This is a genomic window from Serratia sp. EWG9 (assembly GCF_019913725.1).
In the GTDB taxonomy this organism is placed as follows: Bacteria; Pseudomonadota; Gammaproteobacteria; order Enterobacterales; family Enterobacteriaceae; genus Serratia; species Serratia ureilytica.
In genome coordinates this window covers 12,223-28,238 of the sequence record NZ_JADNRO010000004.1, presented here as the reverse complement: position 1 = coordinate 28,238, position 16,016 = coordinate 12,223, and the positions used below count along the sequence as shown (strand labels likewise).

The following is a 16,016-nucleotide window of genomic DNA, read 5'->3' as shown; positions in this document are numbered from 1 at the left end:
AGTTTTGCAGGACCCCACGGCAATATACGGAGATACATGGATGAAAAATAATAACTTCAGACTTTCGGCGGCAGGCAAACTGGCCGCCGCGCTGGCGATAATTCTCGCCGCTTCCGCCGGCGCCTACGCCGGTGAGATCGTCGCGGCCAACGGCGCCAACGGCCCCGGCGTTTCCACCGCCGCCACCGGCGCCCAGGTGGTCGACATCGTCGCGCCGAACGGCAACGGGCTGTCGCATAACCAATATCAGGACTTCAACGTCAACCAGCCCGGCGCGGTGCTGAACAACTCCCGCGAGGCGGGGCTGTCGCAGTTGGCCGGCCAACTGGGCGCCAACCCCAATCTGGGCGGGCGCGAAGCCAGCGTGATCCTCAATGAAGTGATCGGCCGCAATCCGTCGCTGTTGCACGGCCAGCAAGAGATCTTCGGCATGGCGGCCGACTACGTGCTGGCCAACCCGAACGGCATCAGTTGCCAGGGCTGCGGGTTCATCAACACCAGCCGCTCCTCGCTGGTGGTCGGCAACCCGCTGGTGGAAAACGGCCTGCTGCAGGGCTACAGCACCCTGGGCAACCGCAATACCCTGAGCCTCAACGGCACCCTGAACGCCGGCGGCGTGCTGGATCTGATCGCGCCGAAGATAGACAGCCGCGGCGACGTCATCGTACAAGACTTTACCCACCGCAACGGCAAAGTGACGCCGGCGGCGATCAACGCCATCAGCGGCCTTAACCGCGTGGCGCGCGACGGCAAGGTGCTGGCCAGTGAGCAACCGACGACCGCGCTGGACAGCTACTACCTCGGCAGCATGCAGGCCGGGCGCATCAACATCATCAACACCGCGCAAGGCAGCGGCGTGAAGCTGGCCGGCAAGCTGACCGCCGGCGACGAGCTCAAGGTGAAGGCCTACGACATTCGCAGCGAAAGCCGCGTTGAAGATGCCGGCAGCAACCGCAACGGCGGCGACAACTACCAGAACTACCGCGGCGGCATCTACGTCAACGATCGCAGCAGCAGCCAGAAGCTGATCCGCACCGAGCTGAAAGGCAAGAACATCAGCCTGGTGGCGGATAACCACGCGCACCTCACCGCCACCGATATTCGCGGCGAAGACATTACCCTGCAGGGCGGCAAGCTGACGCTCGACGGCCAACAGTTGAAGCAAACCCAAGGTCACACCGACAACCGCTGGTTCTACTCCTGGCAATACGACGTCACCCGCGAGCGCGAGCAGCAGCAGCAGGCGGGCAGCACCGTCGCCGCCAGCGGCAACGCCAAACTCGTCAGCACACGGGAGGACGTGACGCTGCTGGGCGCCAACGTCAGCGCCGATCGGGCGCTGAGCGTCAAAGCGGCGCGCGACGTGCACCTCGCCGGGCTGGTGGAGAAGGATAAGTCCAGCGAACGCGGCTACCAGCGCAACCACACCTCCAGCCTGCGCACCGGCAGTTGGAGCAGCAGCGACGAAAGCGAAAGCCTGAAGGCCAGCGAACTGCGCAGCCAGGGCGAACTGACGTTGAAAGCCGGCCGCAATGTCGCAACCCAGGGTGCCAGGGTCCACGCCCAGCGCGATCTGACGATCGACGCAGACAACCAGATCCAGATCGGGGTGCAGAAAACCGCCAACGCCAAAGCGGTGCGCGATGACAAAACCTCCTGGGGCGGCATCGGCGGCGGCGACAACAAGAACAACAGCAACCGCCGCGAAGTCAGCCACGCTTCCGAACTGACCAGCGGCGGCACGCTGCGCCTGAACGGCCAGCAGGGCGTTACCATCACCGGCAGCAAGGCGCGCGGCCAGAAAGGTGGCGAAGTCACCGCCACCCACGGCGGCCTGCGCATCGACAACGCGCTGAGCACCACCGTGGACAAAATCGACGCGCGCACCGGCACCGTGTTCAACATCACCAGCAGCTCGCACAAGGCCGACAACAGCTACCAGAGCAGTACCGCCAGCGAACTGAAGTCCGACACCAACCTGAAGCTGGTCAGCCGTAAGGATACCGACGTGATCGGCAGCCAGGTCGCCAGCGGCGGCGAACTGAACGTCACCTCACAGACCGGCAACATCAACGTCAAGGCCGCCGAGCAGCAGCAGAACATCGACGAGCAGAAGACCGCGCTTACCGTCAACGGCTACGCCAAAGAAGCCGGCGACAAGCAATACCGCGCCGGTGTACGCATCGAACACACCCGCGACAGCGAGAAAACTACCCGCACCGAGAACCGCGGCGCCACCCTCAGCGGCGGCAGCGTGAAGCTCGAAGCGGATAAGGACGTGACCTTCAGCGGCTCCAAATTGGTCGCCGACAAAGGCGACGCCAGCGTCAGCGGCAATAAGGTTTCGTTCCTGGCGGCCGACGACAAAACCACCTCGAACACCGAGCAGACCAAGGTCGGTGGCGGTTTCTACTACACCGGCGGCATCGACAAGCTCGGCAGCGGCGTAGAGGCCGGTTACGAGAACAGCAAAACGCAGGCGCAGAGCAGCAAGGCCGTCACCTCCGGCAGCGACGTCAAAGGCAACCTGACTGTCAACGCCCGTGACAAATTGACCCAGCAAGGCGCGCAACACAGCGTCGGCGGCGCCTATCAAGAAAACGCCGCGGGCGTCGATCATCTGGCCGCCGCCGACACTACCAGCAGCACCACCACCAAAACCGACGTCGGCGTGAACATCGGCGCCAACGTCGATTACAGCGCCGTCACTCGTCCGGTCGAGCGTGCAGTCGGCAAGGCGGCCAAGCTGGACGCCACCGGCGTCATCAACGACATCGGCGGCATCGGCGCGCCTAACGTCGGCCTGGATATCGGCGCACAGGGCGGCAGCAGCGAAAAACGCAGCACCAGCTCGCAGGCGGTGGTCAGCTCGGTGAAAGCCGGCAGCATCGACATCAACGCCAAAGGCGAAGTGCGCGATCAGGGCACGCAATATCAAGCCAACAAAGGCGCGGTCTCGCTGACGGCGGACAGCCACCGCAGCGAAGCCGCGGCGAACCGTCAGGACGAGCAGAGCCGCGACACCCGCGGCAGCGCCGGCGTGCGCGTCTACACCACCACCGGCAGCGATCTGACCGTGGACGCCAAGGGCGAAGGCGGCACTCAGCGCAGCAACAGCAGCGCGAGCCAGGCGGTGACCGGCTCGATCGACGCGGCCAACGGCATCAACGTCAACGTGAAAAAAGACGCGGTCTATCAGGGCACCGCGCTGAACGGGGGCAGCGGTAAAACCGCCGTCAACGCCGGCGGCGATATCCGTCTTGATCAGGCCAGCGACAAACAGAGCGAAAACCACAGCGGCTTTAACGTCAAAGCCTCCGCCAAGGGCGGTTTCACCGCTGACAGTAAAAACTTCGGCGCCGGGTTCGGCGGCGGCACCCACAACAGCGAAAGCAGCAGCAGCACCGCGCAGGTCGGCAACGTCAGCGGCCAACAGGGTGTGGAGCTGAAAGCGGGCCGCGATCTGACGCTGCAGGGCACCGACGTCAAGAGCCGGGGCGACGTCACTCTGAGCGCGGGCAACCAGGTCGCGCTGCGGGCGGCGGAATCAACCCAAACGCGTAAGGAGAGCAAGCTGTCCGGCAATATCGATCTGGGCGCAGGCAGCAGCGACAGCAAGGAAAAAACCGGCGGCAGCCTCTCCGCCGGCGGCGCGTTCGACATCGCCAAGGTGAATGAGTCCGCGACAGAACGCCAGGGCGCCACTCTCGCCTCAGACGGCAAGGTCACCCTGTCCGCCAACGGCAAAGGCGATGACGCGCTGCATCTGCAGGGCGCCAAAGTCAGCGGCGGCAGCGCCGCGCTCGAGGTGAAAAACGGCGGCATCCTGCTGGAATCCGCCAAAAACGAGCAGCATAAAGACAACTGGAATCTGGGCATCAAAGCCAACGCCAGAGGCGGCCAAACGTTCAACAAGGACGCCGGCGGCAAGATCGATCCGAACACCGGCAAAGACACCCATACGCTGGGGGCCGGTCTGAAGGTCGGCGTGGAACAGCAGGATAAAACCACCCACGCCAACGCCGGCATCACCGCGGGCGACGTGGCGATCAACAGCGGCAAGGACACCCGTCTCGCCGGGGCGCGCGTCGATGCCGACAGCGTCCACGGCAAGGTGGGCGGCGATCTGCGCATTGAAAGCCGCAAAGACGTTGAGAAAGGCGTGAAGGTGGATGTGGATGCCGGCCTGAGCCACAGCAACGATCCGGGCAGCAGCGTCACCTCCAAGCTGTCGAAGGTGGGCACGCCGCGCTACGCCGGTAAGGTGAAAGAGAAACTGGAGGCCGGGGTAAACAAAGTGGCCGACGCCACCACCGACAAGTACAACAGCGTGGCACGTCGCCTCGATCCGCAGCAGGACACCACCGGCACGGTCAGCTTCAGCAAGGCCGACGGCAAAGTCACGCTGCCGGCAACGCCGACCGGTGAAAAACCGCAAGGCCCGCTGTGGGATCGCGGCGCACGCACCGTCGGCGGCGCGGTGAAAGACAGCATCACCGGTCCGGCCGGTCGCCAGGGGCACCTCAAGGTCAATGCCGACGTGGTGAACAACAACGCGGTTGGCGAGCAGTCGGCGATTACCGGTAAGAACGGCGTGGCGCTGCAGGTCGGCGGCCAAACCCAACTGACCGGCGGCGAGATCCGCAGCCAGCAGGGCAAGGTGGAACTGGGCGGCGGCAAGGTCAGCCAGCAGGACGTCAGCGGCCAGCGCTATCAGGGCGGCGGCCGCGTCGATGCGGCCGCCACGATCGGCGGGCTGCTAGGCGGCGCGGCGAAGCAAAGCGTTGACGGCAACGTACCGTTCGCCAGCGGCCATGCTTCAACTCAGCAAGCGGACGCCAAAGCCGGGGTGTTCAGCGGCAAATAACACGCCCCCCAACGCAATGCCCCCGGTTAAAACCGGGGGCGTTTTTTTTACAGCGTGCTCGGGGTGTCTTCCCAGTCGCGATCGTCGTCCTTGGCATCCTGATCCAACACGTTGTAAGCCACGGCGCAGAACAGCGAGTTCAGGCGCTTCATGTCCCCCAACAATCCCAAATGCAACGAACTGGTCTCGATGCTCTGCACGTTTTGCTGGTGCAAACGATCGACGTGCGCGTGCGCGTAGCGGCGATCCAGAATGCGGAAACGGTGCTTGGAACGGCGCAGGCGCTTGGCGCTGGTGACGTCGCCGGACAGGAACACCGACAGCCCCAGGCGCAGATTGCCGATCAGCCGTTCGTGCAGCCCGTCCAGCTCCGCCAACCCTTCCGCCGAGAAGGCGCGGCGCGCGGCGTGCGACTTGGCGCCCACGTCGCCGGCCATGCGCTCGATGATGTCGCCCGCCTGTTCCAGGTTGAGCGCCATTTCGATGATCTCCGCCCAGCGGCGCGAGTCTTCCTCGCCCAGATCTTCCTTCTGGATCTGCGCCAGATACAGCTTGATGGCGGTGTACAGCACGTCGACGTCATCGTCGAGGCGCCGCACCTCTTTATCGCCCCCCTGCTTACCGTGCAGCACCTCACGTTGCAGGATCATCATGTGTTCCACCACGTCGCCCATGCGCAGCGTTTCGCGCGCCGCGTTGGCCAACGCCAGCGTCGGCGTGTCCAGCGCGCTGGCGTCCAGATGGCGCGGCCGCATGCGCGGATCGTCGGCCGCTTCGTCGACGATCAGCCGTTCGCACAGCGTCGCCATCGGCCCGGCCAGCGGGATCATCACCAGGCAGCGGATCAGGTTGTAGAACACGTGGAAATAGATCACCAGCTCTTCGCTGCCGCCCGGCAGTTGGGCCATCAAATCCGCCAGATAGGAGACGAACGGCAGCACCAGTATGCAGCCCACCAGCTTGAACAGCAGGCTGCCGAGCGCCACGCGCCGCCCCGCGGCGTTCTGGCCGCTGGCGTTGATCATCGCCAGCAGGCCGCTGCCGAGGTTGGCGCCGATCACCAGACAGAGCGCCACCTTCAGCGAAATCACGCCGGATGCGGTCAGAGTGGCGGTCAGCAGTACCGCCGCCAGGCTGGAATAGCTGACGATAGCGAACAGCGCGCCGGTCAGGGCATCCAGCATCACGTCGCCGGTCAGCGACGAGAACAGCACTTTCACCCCGGCCGCCTGGGTGATCGGCGTGGCGGCGGCGACGATCAGCTCCAGCGCCAGCACGATCAGCCCAAGGCCGATCAGGACGCGTCCGATCTGGCCGATCCGCATCTGTTTGCGGCTGAGGAACAGGAAGACGCCGACCAGGATCAGCAGCGGCGACAGCCAGGAAAGATCGAAGGTCAGCACGCGCGCCATCAGCGCGGTGCCGACGTCGGCGCCCAGCATGATCACCAGCGCAGGCGCCAGCCCCACCAGCCCCTGCGCGACGAAAGAGGTCACCAGCAGCGCGGTGGCGTTGCTGCTTTGCACCAGCGCGGTCACGCCGATGCCGGAAACGAACGCCAGCGGTTTTTTCTCAACGCTGTCGCTCAACACGCGCCGCAGATTGGCGCCGTAAACCCGCATGATCCCGGTGCGCACGATGTGGGTGCCCCACACCAACAGCGCCACGGACGAAAGCAGGTGAAGAAGGGTCAGCACGGAAGATACGCTCCATTAACGCCCGGCCAAAGGAGGCTGATACCCGATGCTTGTCACGCGACGCAGAGAGGCGAGCCAAAGGATGACGGATACAGCGCGCGGTCCCGCCTGCCGGGCGTGGGTCTGGCAGGACAGCGGGCGGGCGGCAGACCGCAGAAGAGAAGGGTTAATGCGGCGGCGGGAAGGCCCCGGCGCCGCGCTGCGAAGTCATGCAACTTCCCGCAATACAACAGGTTCCAAGTGTAGCCCAATTTCCGCGCCGTCGGGCCGCAGGTCGGCCACCGAACGGTTGAGCACGTCAACCAGCAATTCTACCTCGCAAACCTGAATCCGATACCGTACCACATTCCCGAGCAAACTGTGACCCAGGATCACCCCGCCGATCCCCTGTCCGGCCGGCAACAGGCCGATCGACTCGGGGCGGATCGCCACCTTGCCGACATAGCTGCGCCCGGTCAAGCGGCCGGCCTGTTCGGCGCTCAGCAGGTTGTAGTTGCCGATAAACCCGGCGGCGAAGGCATCCGCCGGCTGGGTATACAGGGTTTCCGCATCGCCGCTCTGCACGATCTGCCCCTTGTTCATCAGCACGATGCGATCCGACAGGGTCAACGCCTCTTCCTGATCGTGGGTGACGAAGATCGCCGTCAGGTTCAGCTCGCGCTGAATGCGCCGGATCTGCTCGCGCAGGTGTTTGCGAATACGCGCATCCAGCGCCGACAGCGGTTCGTCGAGCAGCAGCAGACGCGGGCGAGTGACCAGCGATCGCGCCAACGCTACGCGCTGACACTGGCCGCCCGACAGCTGATGCGGATAGCGCTTCGCCAAATCGGTCAGCTCCACCAGCGCCAGCGCCTCCTGCACCCGCAGGCCGATCTGCCCGGCCGCCAGCTTCTGCATTTTCAGGCCGAAGGCCACGTTGCCTTCCACCGTCATATTGGGAAACAGCGCATAACTTTGAAACACCATGCCGATGCCGCGCTTTTGCGGCGCCAGCGGCACCAGATCCTGGCCCTGCAGCAAAATTTGCCCGCTGTCGACCGGGGTCAGGCCGGCCAGACAGCGCAGCAGCGTCGATTTGCCGCAGCCGCTAGGCCCCAGCAGGGTGACGAACTCCCCCTCTTCGGCGGTGAAATCGATATCCTGAAACACCTGGGTCTGGCCATAGTGTTTGTTCAGGCGGGTGACGTTGAGATAAGCCATCGGGTTAGCCCTTGTTTTTATTCAGCAGGTTCGCCAGCCAGGTGACGAGCAGCACCACGGCGAAATAGGAGATGACCAGCGCGCTGGTGAAGTGCCCGCTGCCGTTGCGCATATTGAACAGATAGACCTGCAGCGTTTCATACTGGCTGCCTACCAGCAGATTGGCGAACACGAACTCGCCGATCAGGAACGAAAACGACAGCAGCACGGCGATCGTTCCGCCCTTGCGCAGGTTCGGCAGCACCACCCACAGCGCCGCCTGCCAGGTGCTGGCGCCGAGCAGGTGCGCGGCGTCCATCAGATCGCGCAGGTTGATCGCCTGCATGTTGTTGCTGATGGCGCGGTAGATAAACGGCAGCGCGATGGTGAAATAGCAGCCCACCAAAATCCAGGGGGTGCCGAGCAGCGGCAGCGGATCGGCGGCGAACAGCTGCATCAGCCCCACCGCCGACACCACCGGCGGCACGGCAAACGGCAGCAGGATCAGCACGTTCATCACCGCGTCCAGCTTGGGGAAGTAGTAAGCGATCACAAACATCGCCGGCAGGATCACCACCACCGACAGCAGCAACGTGCCAAAGCAGATCAGCAGCGAGTGCCACAGCGCCAGCAAAAAGCGCGAATCGCTCCACAGCGCCGTCAGCCATTTCAGGGTAAAACCGTCCGGCAAAATGGTGGCGCCCCACTGGGTAGCCAGCGCGTAAACCAGCGTCGCCGCCAGCGGCAGCAGCAGAATCAACAGCAGCAGGCCGGTCACCGTGCGGTGGTACAGGCGTTCAACACGCGACATGAGCATTCTCCATCCGATTATGAGCGCGCATTGAGGTAACTCCTGCGCAGCATCCATTGGTGGATCACCGTGATAAACGCCATCATCGCCACCAGCAGCATCGCCAGCGCGCTGGCCAGGTTCGGATCGAGGGAGATGTCCCCCGCCACCAGCGCTGAGATGCGGATCGGGATCACGTTGAAGTTGCCGGTGGTCAGCGCGTACACCGTGGCGTAGGCGCCCAGCGCGTTGGCCAGCAGGATGACGAAGGTGCCCATCAGCGCCGGCGCCAACACCGGCAGGCCGATATGCCGCCAGTAGCGCCAGGGGCCGGCGCCGAGCAGCGCCGCCGACTCGCGCCAATCGGCGCGCAGCGCATCGAACGCCGGATACAGCAACAGCACGCCCAACGGGATCTGGAAGTAGGTATACAGCACGATCAGGCCGCTCTTGGAATAGAGGTTGAAGCTCTCCATCAAACCGTATTTGCGCAGCAGCAGCGTCAGGCAGCCGTTCAACCCCAACAGAATGACGAAGGCGAACGCCAGCGGCACCCCGGCGAAGTTGCTGGTCATGTTGGTGAACGACATCACGAAGTCATGAAAGCGGGTCTGGCCGAGCTGGCGAAGTGAGTAACTGCCCACTAATGCAATCAGCAAGCCGTAGACGCTCGACCACAGCGAGATTTCCAGCGAGAACTGAAAGGCCTGCAGGTAGAACGGCGACGTGAGGATATCGACATAGTTGCCCCATCCCCAGCCGCTGCTCTCGCTGAAAAAGCTGTGAACCGCGATCCACACCAGCGGGGCGATCTGAAACGCGCCGAACAGCACGATAAACGGCAGCAGGCACAGCGCGGCGATCCATTTGGTTTTGCTGTTCATCGCGCATCCTGCGCCAGCAGCGCCCGACAGCGCGGCTTGTCGTGCGGCGCCTGCAACAGATCGCAGATCGTGCCGCACAGCTCGGTTTGCTGCGGATCGGCGTCGTCCAGGCTGAAGCCCGCGCCGAACACGAACAGCGGCACCTGGCGCTCTTCCGGCAACACCCCGCCGTGGCTGCGATCGTCGTTCATGCCGTGGTCGGCGGTAACCAGCACCTGATAACCGGCCGCCAGCCACTCGGGCAGGTAGCGCGACAGCGAGCCGTCGGCGCGGCGCGCCGCGTTGCGGTACTGCGGCGAAGAGAGGCCGAAGCGGTGCCCGGCGTCGTCGATGTTCATCGGGTGGATCAGCAGAAAATCCGGCTGATGACGCTGGCGCAGGCTTTCGGCGTCGTCGAACAGATGGCTGTCGGGATAGCCGTCGTCGTAATAGAAATGGCCGTGCTGAATCGGCAGCTCGGGAGCGTCGGTGTGGCGGTCGCGCGCGGCGTCGAACGGCGTACGGTTATACAATTCGCTGAACCAATGATACGCGGCGGCGGCGGTGGTCAGCCCGGCGGCGCGCGCGTAATGAAACACGCTTTGTTGATGAGAAAGGCGCGAGACGTGGTTGTGCACCACGCCGCTCTCCACCGGCGTGACGCCGGTGAGGATGCATTCATACAGCGGCCGGGAGAGCGAGGGCAACTCGCTCTCCAGCAGGTACAACCGCCCGCGTCCCGCCGCGCATTCGGCCTGCAGATACCCCATGGCGTCGTGCGCCACCCGGTAGTTGAGGCCGTCCAGCAGCACGAGGATCGTTTTCATGGTGCGTTAACTCACTGCTGCATAAACATAATGACGTTTTCCTGCCACAGACGCGGCAGCGCTTTGGCGCTCTGTTCCCAGGCCGCTGGATCGGCGATCGGGTGCGCATTCTTGTACTGCTCGGCCGGCAGCAGCTTGGCCTTGACGTCGTCCGGCAGCGTCAGATGTTCGGCGCGGATCGGGCGGGCATAGCCGCGCGCCAGGTTGATCTGGCCGGCGTCGGAGAAGATGTATTCGCGCGCCAGCTTGGCGGCGTTCGGGTGCTTGGCGTATTTATTGATGATGGTGGTGTAGCCGGAGGTGATCGAGCCGTCCGACGGGATCAGCACTTCAAAACGGGTTTTGTCGATCTGATCGCGGTAGTTCAGGCCGTTGAAGTCCCACACCACGCCAACCTGCACTTCCCCTTTCTCCAGTGATGCGATCACCGGGTTACTCAGGCTCAGGCGGCCGGCCTTGGCCAGCTTGCCGAAGAATTCCAGGCCCGGCTTGAGGTTTTTCTCGTTGCCGCCCATGGCGTAGGTGGCCGCCAGCACGCCGCTGGCCGCCTGCGACGCGGTACCGACGTCGCCGATGGTGACCTGATAGCTGCCCTTGAGCAGATCGGCCCAGCTGTGCGGGATGTCTTTCACCTGCTGCTTGTTGATGATGAAGGCGATGGTGCCGGTGTAAGCCAGCGCCCAATGGCCGTCTTTGTCTTTCGCCCACTCCGGCACCTGATCCCAGGTAGACGGTTTGTACGGCTGCGTTACACCCTTCTGCACCGCCACCGGGCCGAAGGCCGCGCCGACGTCACCGATGTCCGCCGTGGCGTTGTTCTTTTCCGCATCAAATTTGGCGATCTCCTGCGCGGAGCTCATGTCGGTATCGACATGCTTCAGGCCGTACTTGCTCAACAGATCTTGCCAGGTGCCTTTCCAGTTGGCCCAGCTGTCCGGCATGCCGACGCTGTTGACTTCGCCTTCTTTCTTCGCGGCCTGCTCCAGCGCCGCCAGATCGGTATCCGCGGCCCAGCTCATCTGGCTGGATAACACGATGGCACTGGTTAACACAGAAGCGCACAAACGTTTCATAACTGATGCTCCAGGTGGTAGTGTGGGGAGGGCTGGACTAGTCCAGCAAGGACCAAACCAATCTAACGGACGAATGTGATAATTATATGTCAGCTTAAAAAAGCGACAGTTTTATCACCCATTGCAACGGCGAAAACGCGACGCTGGTCTACCTTAAAGGCCAAACGCACTGAAACGGGACACCCGCTGTATGAGTGAAGCACCGACGACCGTCGCCACCATCTGCCAAACGCTGAGCGCCCGCATCACCGCCGGCGAGTTCGCCGTGGACGGCAAGCTGCCCTCCGAACGCGCCCTGAGCGAGCAATTCGCCACCACCCGCATTACCTTGCAGGAGGCGCTCGGCCAGTTGGAGGCGCAGGGCGTCATCTACCGCCAGGTGCGGCGCGGCTGGTTCATCTCGCCGCCACGTTTGATCTACAACCCGCTGCAGCGCAGCCATTTTCACGCCATGGCGCAGCAGCAGGGGCGCGCCGCGCATACCGAAGCGATCGACAGCGCGGTCGTCACGCTCGACGCGCCGCTGGCCGGCCGCCTGGCGCTGCCTCCCGGCGCGCAGGCCTATCGCATTCGCCGGCTGCGCTACATCGACGGACGCGCGGTGCTGTACTGCGAGCACTACCTCAATCCGGCCTATTTCCCCGGCATTCTGGACGAAGATCTGACCCAGTCGCTGACCGCGCTGTACGCCGCGCGCTACGGCATTCACTACGGCCGGGTGCGTTTCGACATGCTGCCCACCCTGCTGCCGCAGCAGGCCGCCGCCATGCTGAAGGTGACCTACGGCAGCCCGGCGCTGTTCATTACGCGGGTGAATCGCGATCAGCACGACAGGGTGATCGATTGCGACCTGGAGTATTGGCGGTACGACGCGCTGCACATCGATGTGGAAGCGCTGTAAATGACAAGGGCGCATCGCTGCGCCCTTAAAGAGGAAAGTCAGTCGGCGTCGTAGCCGAGGTTTGGCGCCAGCCAGCGCTCGACCTCGCTCACGCTCATCCCTTTACGCGCCGCGTAGTCTTCCACCTGATCGCGCTGGATCTGCGCCACCGCGAAGTACTTGCTCTCGGGGTGACTGAAGTACCAGCCGGATACCGCCGCCCCCGGCCACATGGCGAAGGACTCCGTCAGTTCCATACCGGTGTGGCGGTTGACGTCCAACAGCTGCCAGATGGTCGCTTTTTCGGTGTGCTCCGGGCAGGCCGGGTAGCCCGGCGCCGGCCGGATGCCCTGATAGTTTTCCCGGATCAGCTCCTCGTTGCTCAGGCTCTCGTCGGCGGCATAGCCCCAGTGCAGCTTGCGCACCTGTTCGTGCAGGTATTCGGCGAAGGCCTCCGCCAAACGATCCGCCAGCGCCTTGACCATGATTTTGTTGTAATCGTCATGCTGCGCGTCGTACGCCGCCGCCAGCGCGTCTTCCTCCAGCCCGCCGGTCACCGCGAAGGCGCCGAAGTAGTCGGCTTTGCCGCTGCTTTTCGGCGCCACAAAGTCCGCCAGGCAGTAGTTCGGGAAGTCGGTTTTTTCCGTCTGTTGCCGCAGGTGGCGGCTCACCGCCAGCACCTCGTCACGCCGTTCGTCGCGGTATACCTCCACGTCGTCGCCGACGCGGTTGGCCGGGAACAGGCCGTAAACGCCGCGTGGGTTGAGGCTGCGCTCGGCGGCCAACCGATCCAGCATCTGATTGGCGTCATGGAACAGGCGCTTGGCCTCTTCCCCCACCACCTCATCCTCGAGGATGCGTGGGTATTTGCCCGCCAGCGACCAGGTCATGAAGAACGGCGTCCAGTCGATATAGTGGCGCAGCGTCTCGATGCCGGCCGACACCGGAAACACGCCAAGCTGCCGCGGCGCCGGCGGCTGATAGTCGGCCCAGTTCAGCGCCATGGCGTTGGCGCGCGCCTTGTGCAAATCGACCGGCGGCGTGCGCGGCTTTTTGCGCGCGTGTTGAATGCGCACCGTTTCATACTCTTTGCGGGTGCGCGCCACGAACTCGTCGCGCTGGGTGGCGGACAGCAGCGCCGACACCACGCCCACGGTGCGCGAGGCGTTTTGCACGTAGGTGGTCGGGCCGCTGTAGTTCTGCTCGATTTTCACCGCGGTGTGCGCCTTGGAGGTGGTGGCGCCGCCGATCAGCAGCGGCAGCGTAAAGCCCTGGCGCTCCATCTCTTTGGCCACGTTGACCATCTCATCGAGCGACGGCGTGATCAGCCCCGACAGGCCGATGATGTCGACATTCTCCTCGCGCGCGGTGCGCAGGATTTTCTCCGTCGGCACCATCACGCCAAGATCGACGATTTCATAGTTGTTGCACTGCAGCACCACGCCGACGATGTTCTTGCCGATGTCGTGCACGTCGCCTTTCACCGTCGCCAACAGGATTTTCCCCGCGGAGGTGCCCTGCTGCTTGCTGGCCTCGATGTACGGTTCCAGGTAGGCCACCGCCTGCTTCATCACGCGGGCGGATTTCACCACCTGCGGCAGGAACATCTTGCCCTCGCCGAACAGATCGCCGACCACGTTCATCCCGGCCATCAGCGGCCCTTCGATCACTTCGATTGGGCGTTCGGCCTGCTGCCGCGCTTCTTCGGTGTCCAGTTCGATAAACTCGGTGATGCCCTTCACCAGCGAGTATTCCAGCCGCTTCTCCACCGGCCAGCCGCGCCATTCCGCCTGCTGCACCGCCGCTTCGCCGTCTTTGCTGCCGCGGTACTTTTCCGCCAGTTCCAGCAGGCGTTCGGTGCCGTCCTCGCGACGGTTGAGGATCACGTCTTCTACCGCCTCGCGCAGCTCGCCAGGCAGATCGTCGTAAATCGCCAGCTGCCCGGCGTTGACGATGCCCATGTCCATGCCGTTGCGAATGGCGTGATACAGGAATACCGCGTGGATCGCTTCACGCACCGGATCGTTGCCGCGGAACGAGAACGACACGTTGGACACCCCGCCGGAGATCATCGCGTGCGGCAGGTGGGTTTTGATGTCGGCGCAGGCTTCGATAAAGTCGACGGCGTAGTTGTTGTGCTCGTCGATGCCGGTGGCGACGGCGAAGATGTTCGGGTCGAAAATGATGTCTTCCGGCGGGAAACCGACGCGTTCGGTCAAAATTTTATAGGCGCGGCGACAGATCTCGAACTTGCGCTCGCGGGTGTCCGCCTGGCCCACTTCGTCGAACGCCATCACCACCACCGCGGCGCCATAGCGGCGCACCAGCCTGGCGTGGTGGATAAAGGCCTCTTCGCCCTCCTTCATCGAGATCGAGTTGACGATGCCCTTGCCCTGAATGCACTTCAGGCCTTTCTCGATAACGGACCACTTGGAGGAGTCGATCATGATCGGCACCCGGGCGATATCCGGCTCGCCGGCGATCAGGTTGAGGAAGCGCACCATCGCCGCTTCGGCGTCGAGCATCCCCTCATCCATGTTGATGTCGATGATCTGCGCGCCGCTCTCGACCTGCTGGCGCGCCACGTCGAGCGCCTCGTTGTATTTCTCTTCTTTGATCAAGCGTTTGAAACGCGCCGAGCCGGTGACGTTGGTGCGCTCGCCGACGTTGACGAACAGGGTGTTGCCGTCGATGGTCAACGGCTCCAGACCGGCCAGGCGGCAGGCGACCGGGATATCCGGCAGCCGGCGCGGCGGCACGCCCTCGACCGCCTTGGCCATCGCGGCGATATGTTCCGGCGTGGTGCCGCAGCAGCCGCCGATAATATTGAGGAAGCCGGCCTGCGCCCACTCCCCGACCTGGCGCGCCATCTCGGCCGCATCCAGATCGTACTCGCCGAAGGCGTTCGGCAAACCGGCGTTCGGGTGTGCGGTGACGTAGGTCTCCGAGATGCGCGCCAGCTCGGCGACGTACTGACGCAGCTCATCCGGCCCCAGGGCGCAGTTCAGGCCGAAGGTCAGCGGCTTGACGTGGCGCAGCGAATTGTAAAACGCTTCGGTGGTCTGGCCGGACAGGGTGCGGCCGGAAGCGTCGGTGATGGTGCCGGAAATCATGATCGGCAGTTCCACCCCCAGCGCTTCGAATTCGGTTTCCACCGCAAAAGCGGCGGCCTTGGCGTTGAGGGTGTCGAAGATGGTTTCGATCATGATCAGATCGACGCCGCCTTCCACCAGCGCGCGGGTCGATTCGCGGTAAGCCGCCACCAGTTCATCGAACGAGATGTTGCGGAACGCCGGATCGTTGACGTTCGGCGAGATGGACGCGGTGCGGTTGGTCGGCCCCAACACCCCGGCGACGTAGCGCGGTTTTTCCGGCGTGCGCGCCGTCCATTCGTCGGCGCAGGCGCGCGCCAGGCAGGCGGCCTGATAGTTAATCTCGGCGGACAGCGACTCCATATGGTAGTCGGCCATGGCGATGGAGGTGGAGTTGAAGGTATTGGTCTCAAGGATATCGGCGCCCGCCTCGAGATAGGCGTAATGAATGGCGGTGATCACTTCCGGCTTGGTCAGCACCAGCAGATCGTTGTTGCCTTTCAGATCGCTGCGCCAGTCGGCGAAACGCTCACCGCGGAAATCGCGCTCATCCAGACGGTAGCTCTGGATCATGGTGCCCATGCCGCCGTCCAACACCAAAATGCGCTGCGCTAACTGGCGGCGCAGTTGTTCTACTCGATTCGTCACTGTAACCCCTTCCATTGCCATCCAGCCCATTGCTCAACTGCCGCAAAAACCAACGAGTCATCCTAGCACAGCTTGTAAGGACAAAGGGCCAGGCGACAAT

At 63.7% G+C, this 16,016-nt stretch carries 9 protein-coding genes; 2 read left to right on the top strand and 7 right to left on the bottom strand.

The features are described 5' to 3' along the window. The first annotated feature begins 40 nt into the window (after window positions 1–40). A complete protein-coding gene (locus ITX55_RS10905) occupies window positions 41–4,867 on the top strand; it encodes a hemagglutinin repeat-containing protein (RefSeq protein WP_108682107.1) in 4,827 nt (1,608 codons plus the stop codon). A gap of 47 nt (window positions 4,868–4,914) precedes the next feature. On the opposite strand, the gene ITX55_RS10900 is transcribed toward ITX55_RS10905, so the two are convergent. The 6 genes from ITX55_RS10900 to ITX55_RS10875 all read right to left on the bottom strand — a co-directional run bounded on the left by ITX55_RS10900 (window position 4,915) and on the right by ITX55_RS10875 (window position 11,296). Beyond that, the gene (locus ITX55_RS10900; protein ID WP_047573490.1) at window positions 4,915–6,564 is read right to left on the bottom strand and encodes a Na/Pi cotransporter family protein; all 1,650 of its coding nucleotides are present in this window, start codon (window positions 6,562–6,564) and stop codon (window positions 4,915–4,917) included. 207 nt (window positions 6,565–6,771) lie between these two features. Next, entirely contained in the window at window positions 6,772–7,764 is a 993-nt protein-coding gene (locus ITX55_RS10895; protein ID WP_042785475.1) for an ABC transporter ATP-binding protein, read from the bottom strand. Window positions 7,765–7,768: 4 nt separating this feature from the next. After that, window positions 7,769–8,554 carry an ABC transporter permease gene (locus ITX55_RS10890; RefSeq protein ID WP_033644383.1) on the bottom strand — a complete coding sequence of 262 codons (786 nt, stop codon included), beginning with the start codon at window positions 8,552–8,554 and terminating at the stop codon, window positions 7,769–7,771. Between the two features lie 17 nt (window positions 8,555–8,571). Continuing rightward, window positions 8,572–9,417 (bottom strand): ABC transporter permease subunit, encoded by an 846-nt coding sequence (locus ITX55_RS10885; protein ID WP_033651199.1) that lies wholly within the window; start codon window positions 9,415–9,417, stop codon window positions 8,572–8,574. After that, the gene (locus tag ITX55_RS10880) at window positions 9,414–10,223 is read right to left on the bottom strand and encodes an alkaline phosphatase family protein (protein WP_016930299.1); all 810 of its coding nucleotides are present in this window, start codon (window positions 10,221–10,223) and stop codon (window positions 9,414–9,416) included. Before ITX55_RS10880 ends, ITX55_RS10885 begins: the two co-directional genes overlap by 4 nt. An 11-nt stretch (window positions 10,224–10,234) precedes the next feature. Then, window positions 10,235–11,296 (bottom strand): ABC transporter substrate-binding protein, encoded by a 1,062-nt coding sequence (locus ITX55_RS10875; protein WP_033631954.1) that lies wholly within the window; start codon window positions 11,294–11,296, stop codon window positions 10,235–10,237. Between the two features lie 190 nt (window positions 11,297–11,486). On the opposite strand from ITX55_RS10875, the gene ITX55_RS10870 reads away from it, so the two are divergent. Then, on the top strand, window positions 11,487–12,197 hold the full coding sequence (locus ITX55_RS10870) for a UTRA domain-containing protein (RefSeq protein ID WP_042785476.1): 711 nt from the start codon (window positions 11,487–11,489) through the stop codon (window positions 12,195–12,197). A gap of 38 nt (window positions 12,198–12,235) precedes the next feature. On the opposite strand, the gene metH is transcribed toward ITX55_RS10870, so the two are convergent. Continuing rightward, the gene (gene metH / locus ITX55_RS10865) at window positions 12,236–15,931 is read right to left on the bottom strand and encodes a methionine synthase (RefSeq protein WP_123062000.1); all 3,696 of its coding nucleotides are present in this window, start codon (window positions 15,929–15,931) and stop codon (window positions 12,236–12,238) included. Window positions 15,932–16,016: the final 85 nt, after the last annotated feature.

Excerpts from the sequence above, each read along its gene's own strand:
- ITX55_RS10885 (WP_033651199.1), bottom strand. The coding sequence starts at position 9,417 with ATGAACAGCAAAACCAAATGGATCGCCGCGCTGTGCCTGCTGCCGTTT.
- ITX55_RS10905 (WP_108682107.1), top strand. The coding sequence starts at position 41 with ATGAAAAATAATAACTTCAGACTTTCGGCGGCAGGCAAACTGGCCGCC.
- ITX55_RS10870 (WP_042785476.1), top strand. The coding sequence starts at position 11,487 with ATGAGTGAAGCACCGACGACCGTCGCCACCATCTGCCAAACGCTGAGC.
- ITX55_RS10880 (WP_016930299.1), bottom strand. The coding sequence starts at position 10,223 with ATGAAAACGATCCTCGTGCTGCTGGACGGCCTCAACTACCGGGTGGCG.
- ITX55_RS10890 (WP_033644383.1), bottom strand. The coding sequence starts at position 8,554 with ATGTCGCGTGTTGAACGCCTGTACCACCGCACGGTGACCGGCCTGCTG.
- ITX55_RS10895 (WP_042785475.1), bottom strand. The coding sequence starts at position 7,764 with ATGGCTTATCTCAACGTCACCCGCCTGAACAAACACTATGGCCAGACC.
- metH (WP_123062000.1), bottom strand. The coding sequence starts at position 15,931 with ATGGAAGGGGTTACAGTGACGAATCGAGTAGAACAACTGCGCCGCCAG.
- ITX55_RS10875 (WP_033631954.1), bottom strand. The coding sequence starts at position 11,296 with ATGAAACGTTTGTGCGCTTCTGTGTTAACCAGTGCCATCGTGTTATCC.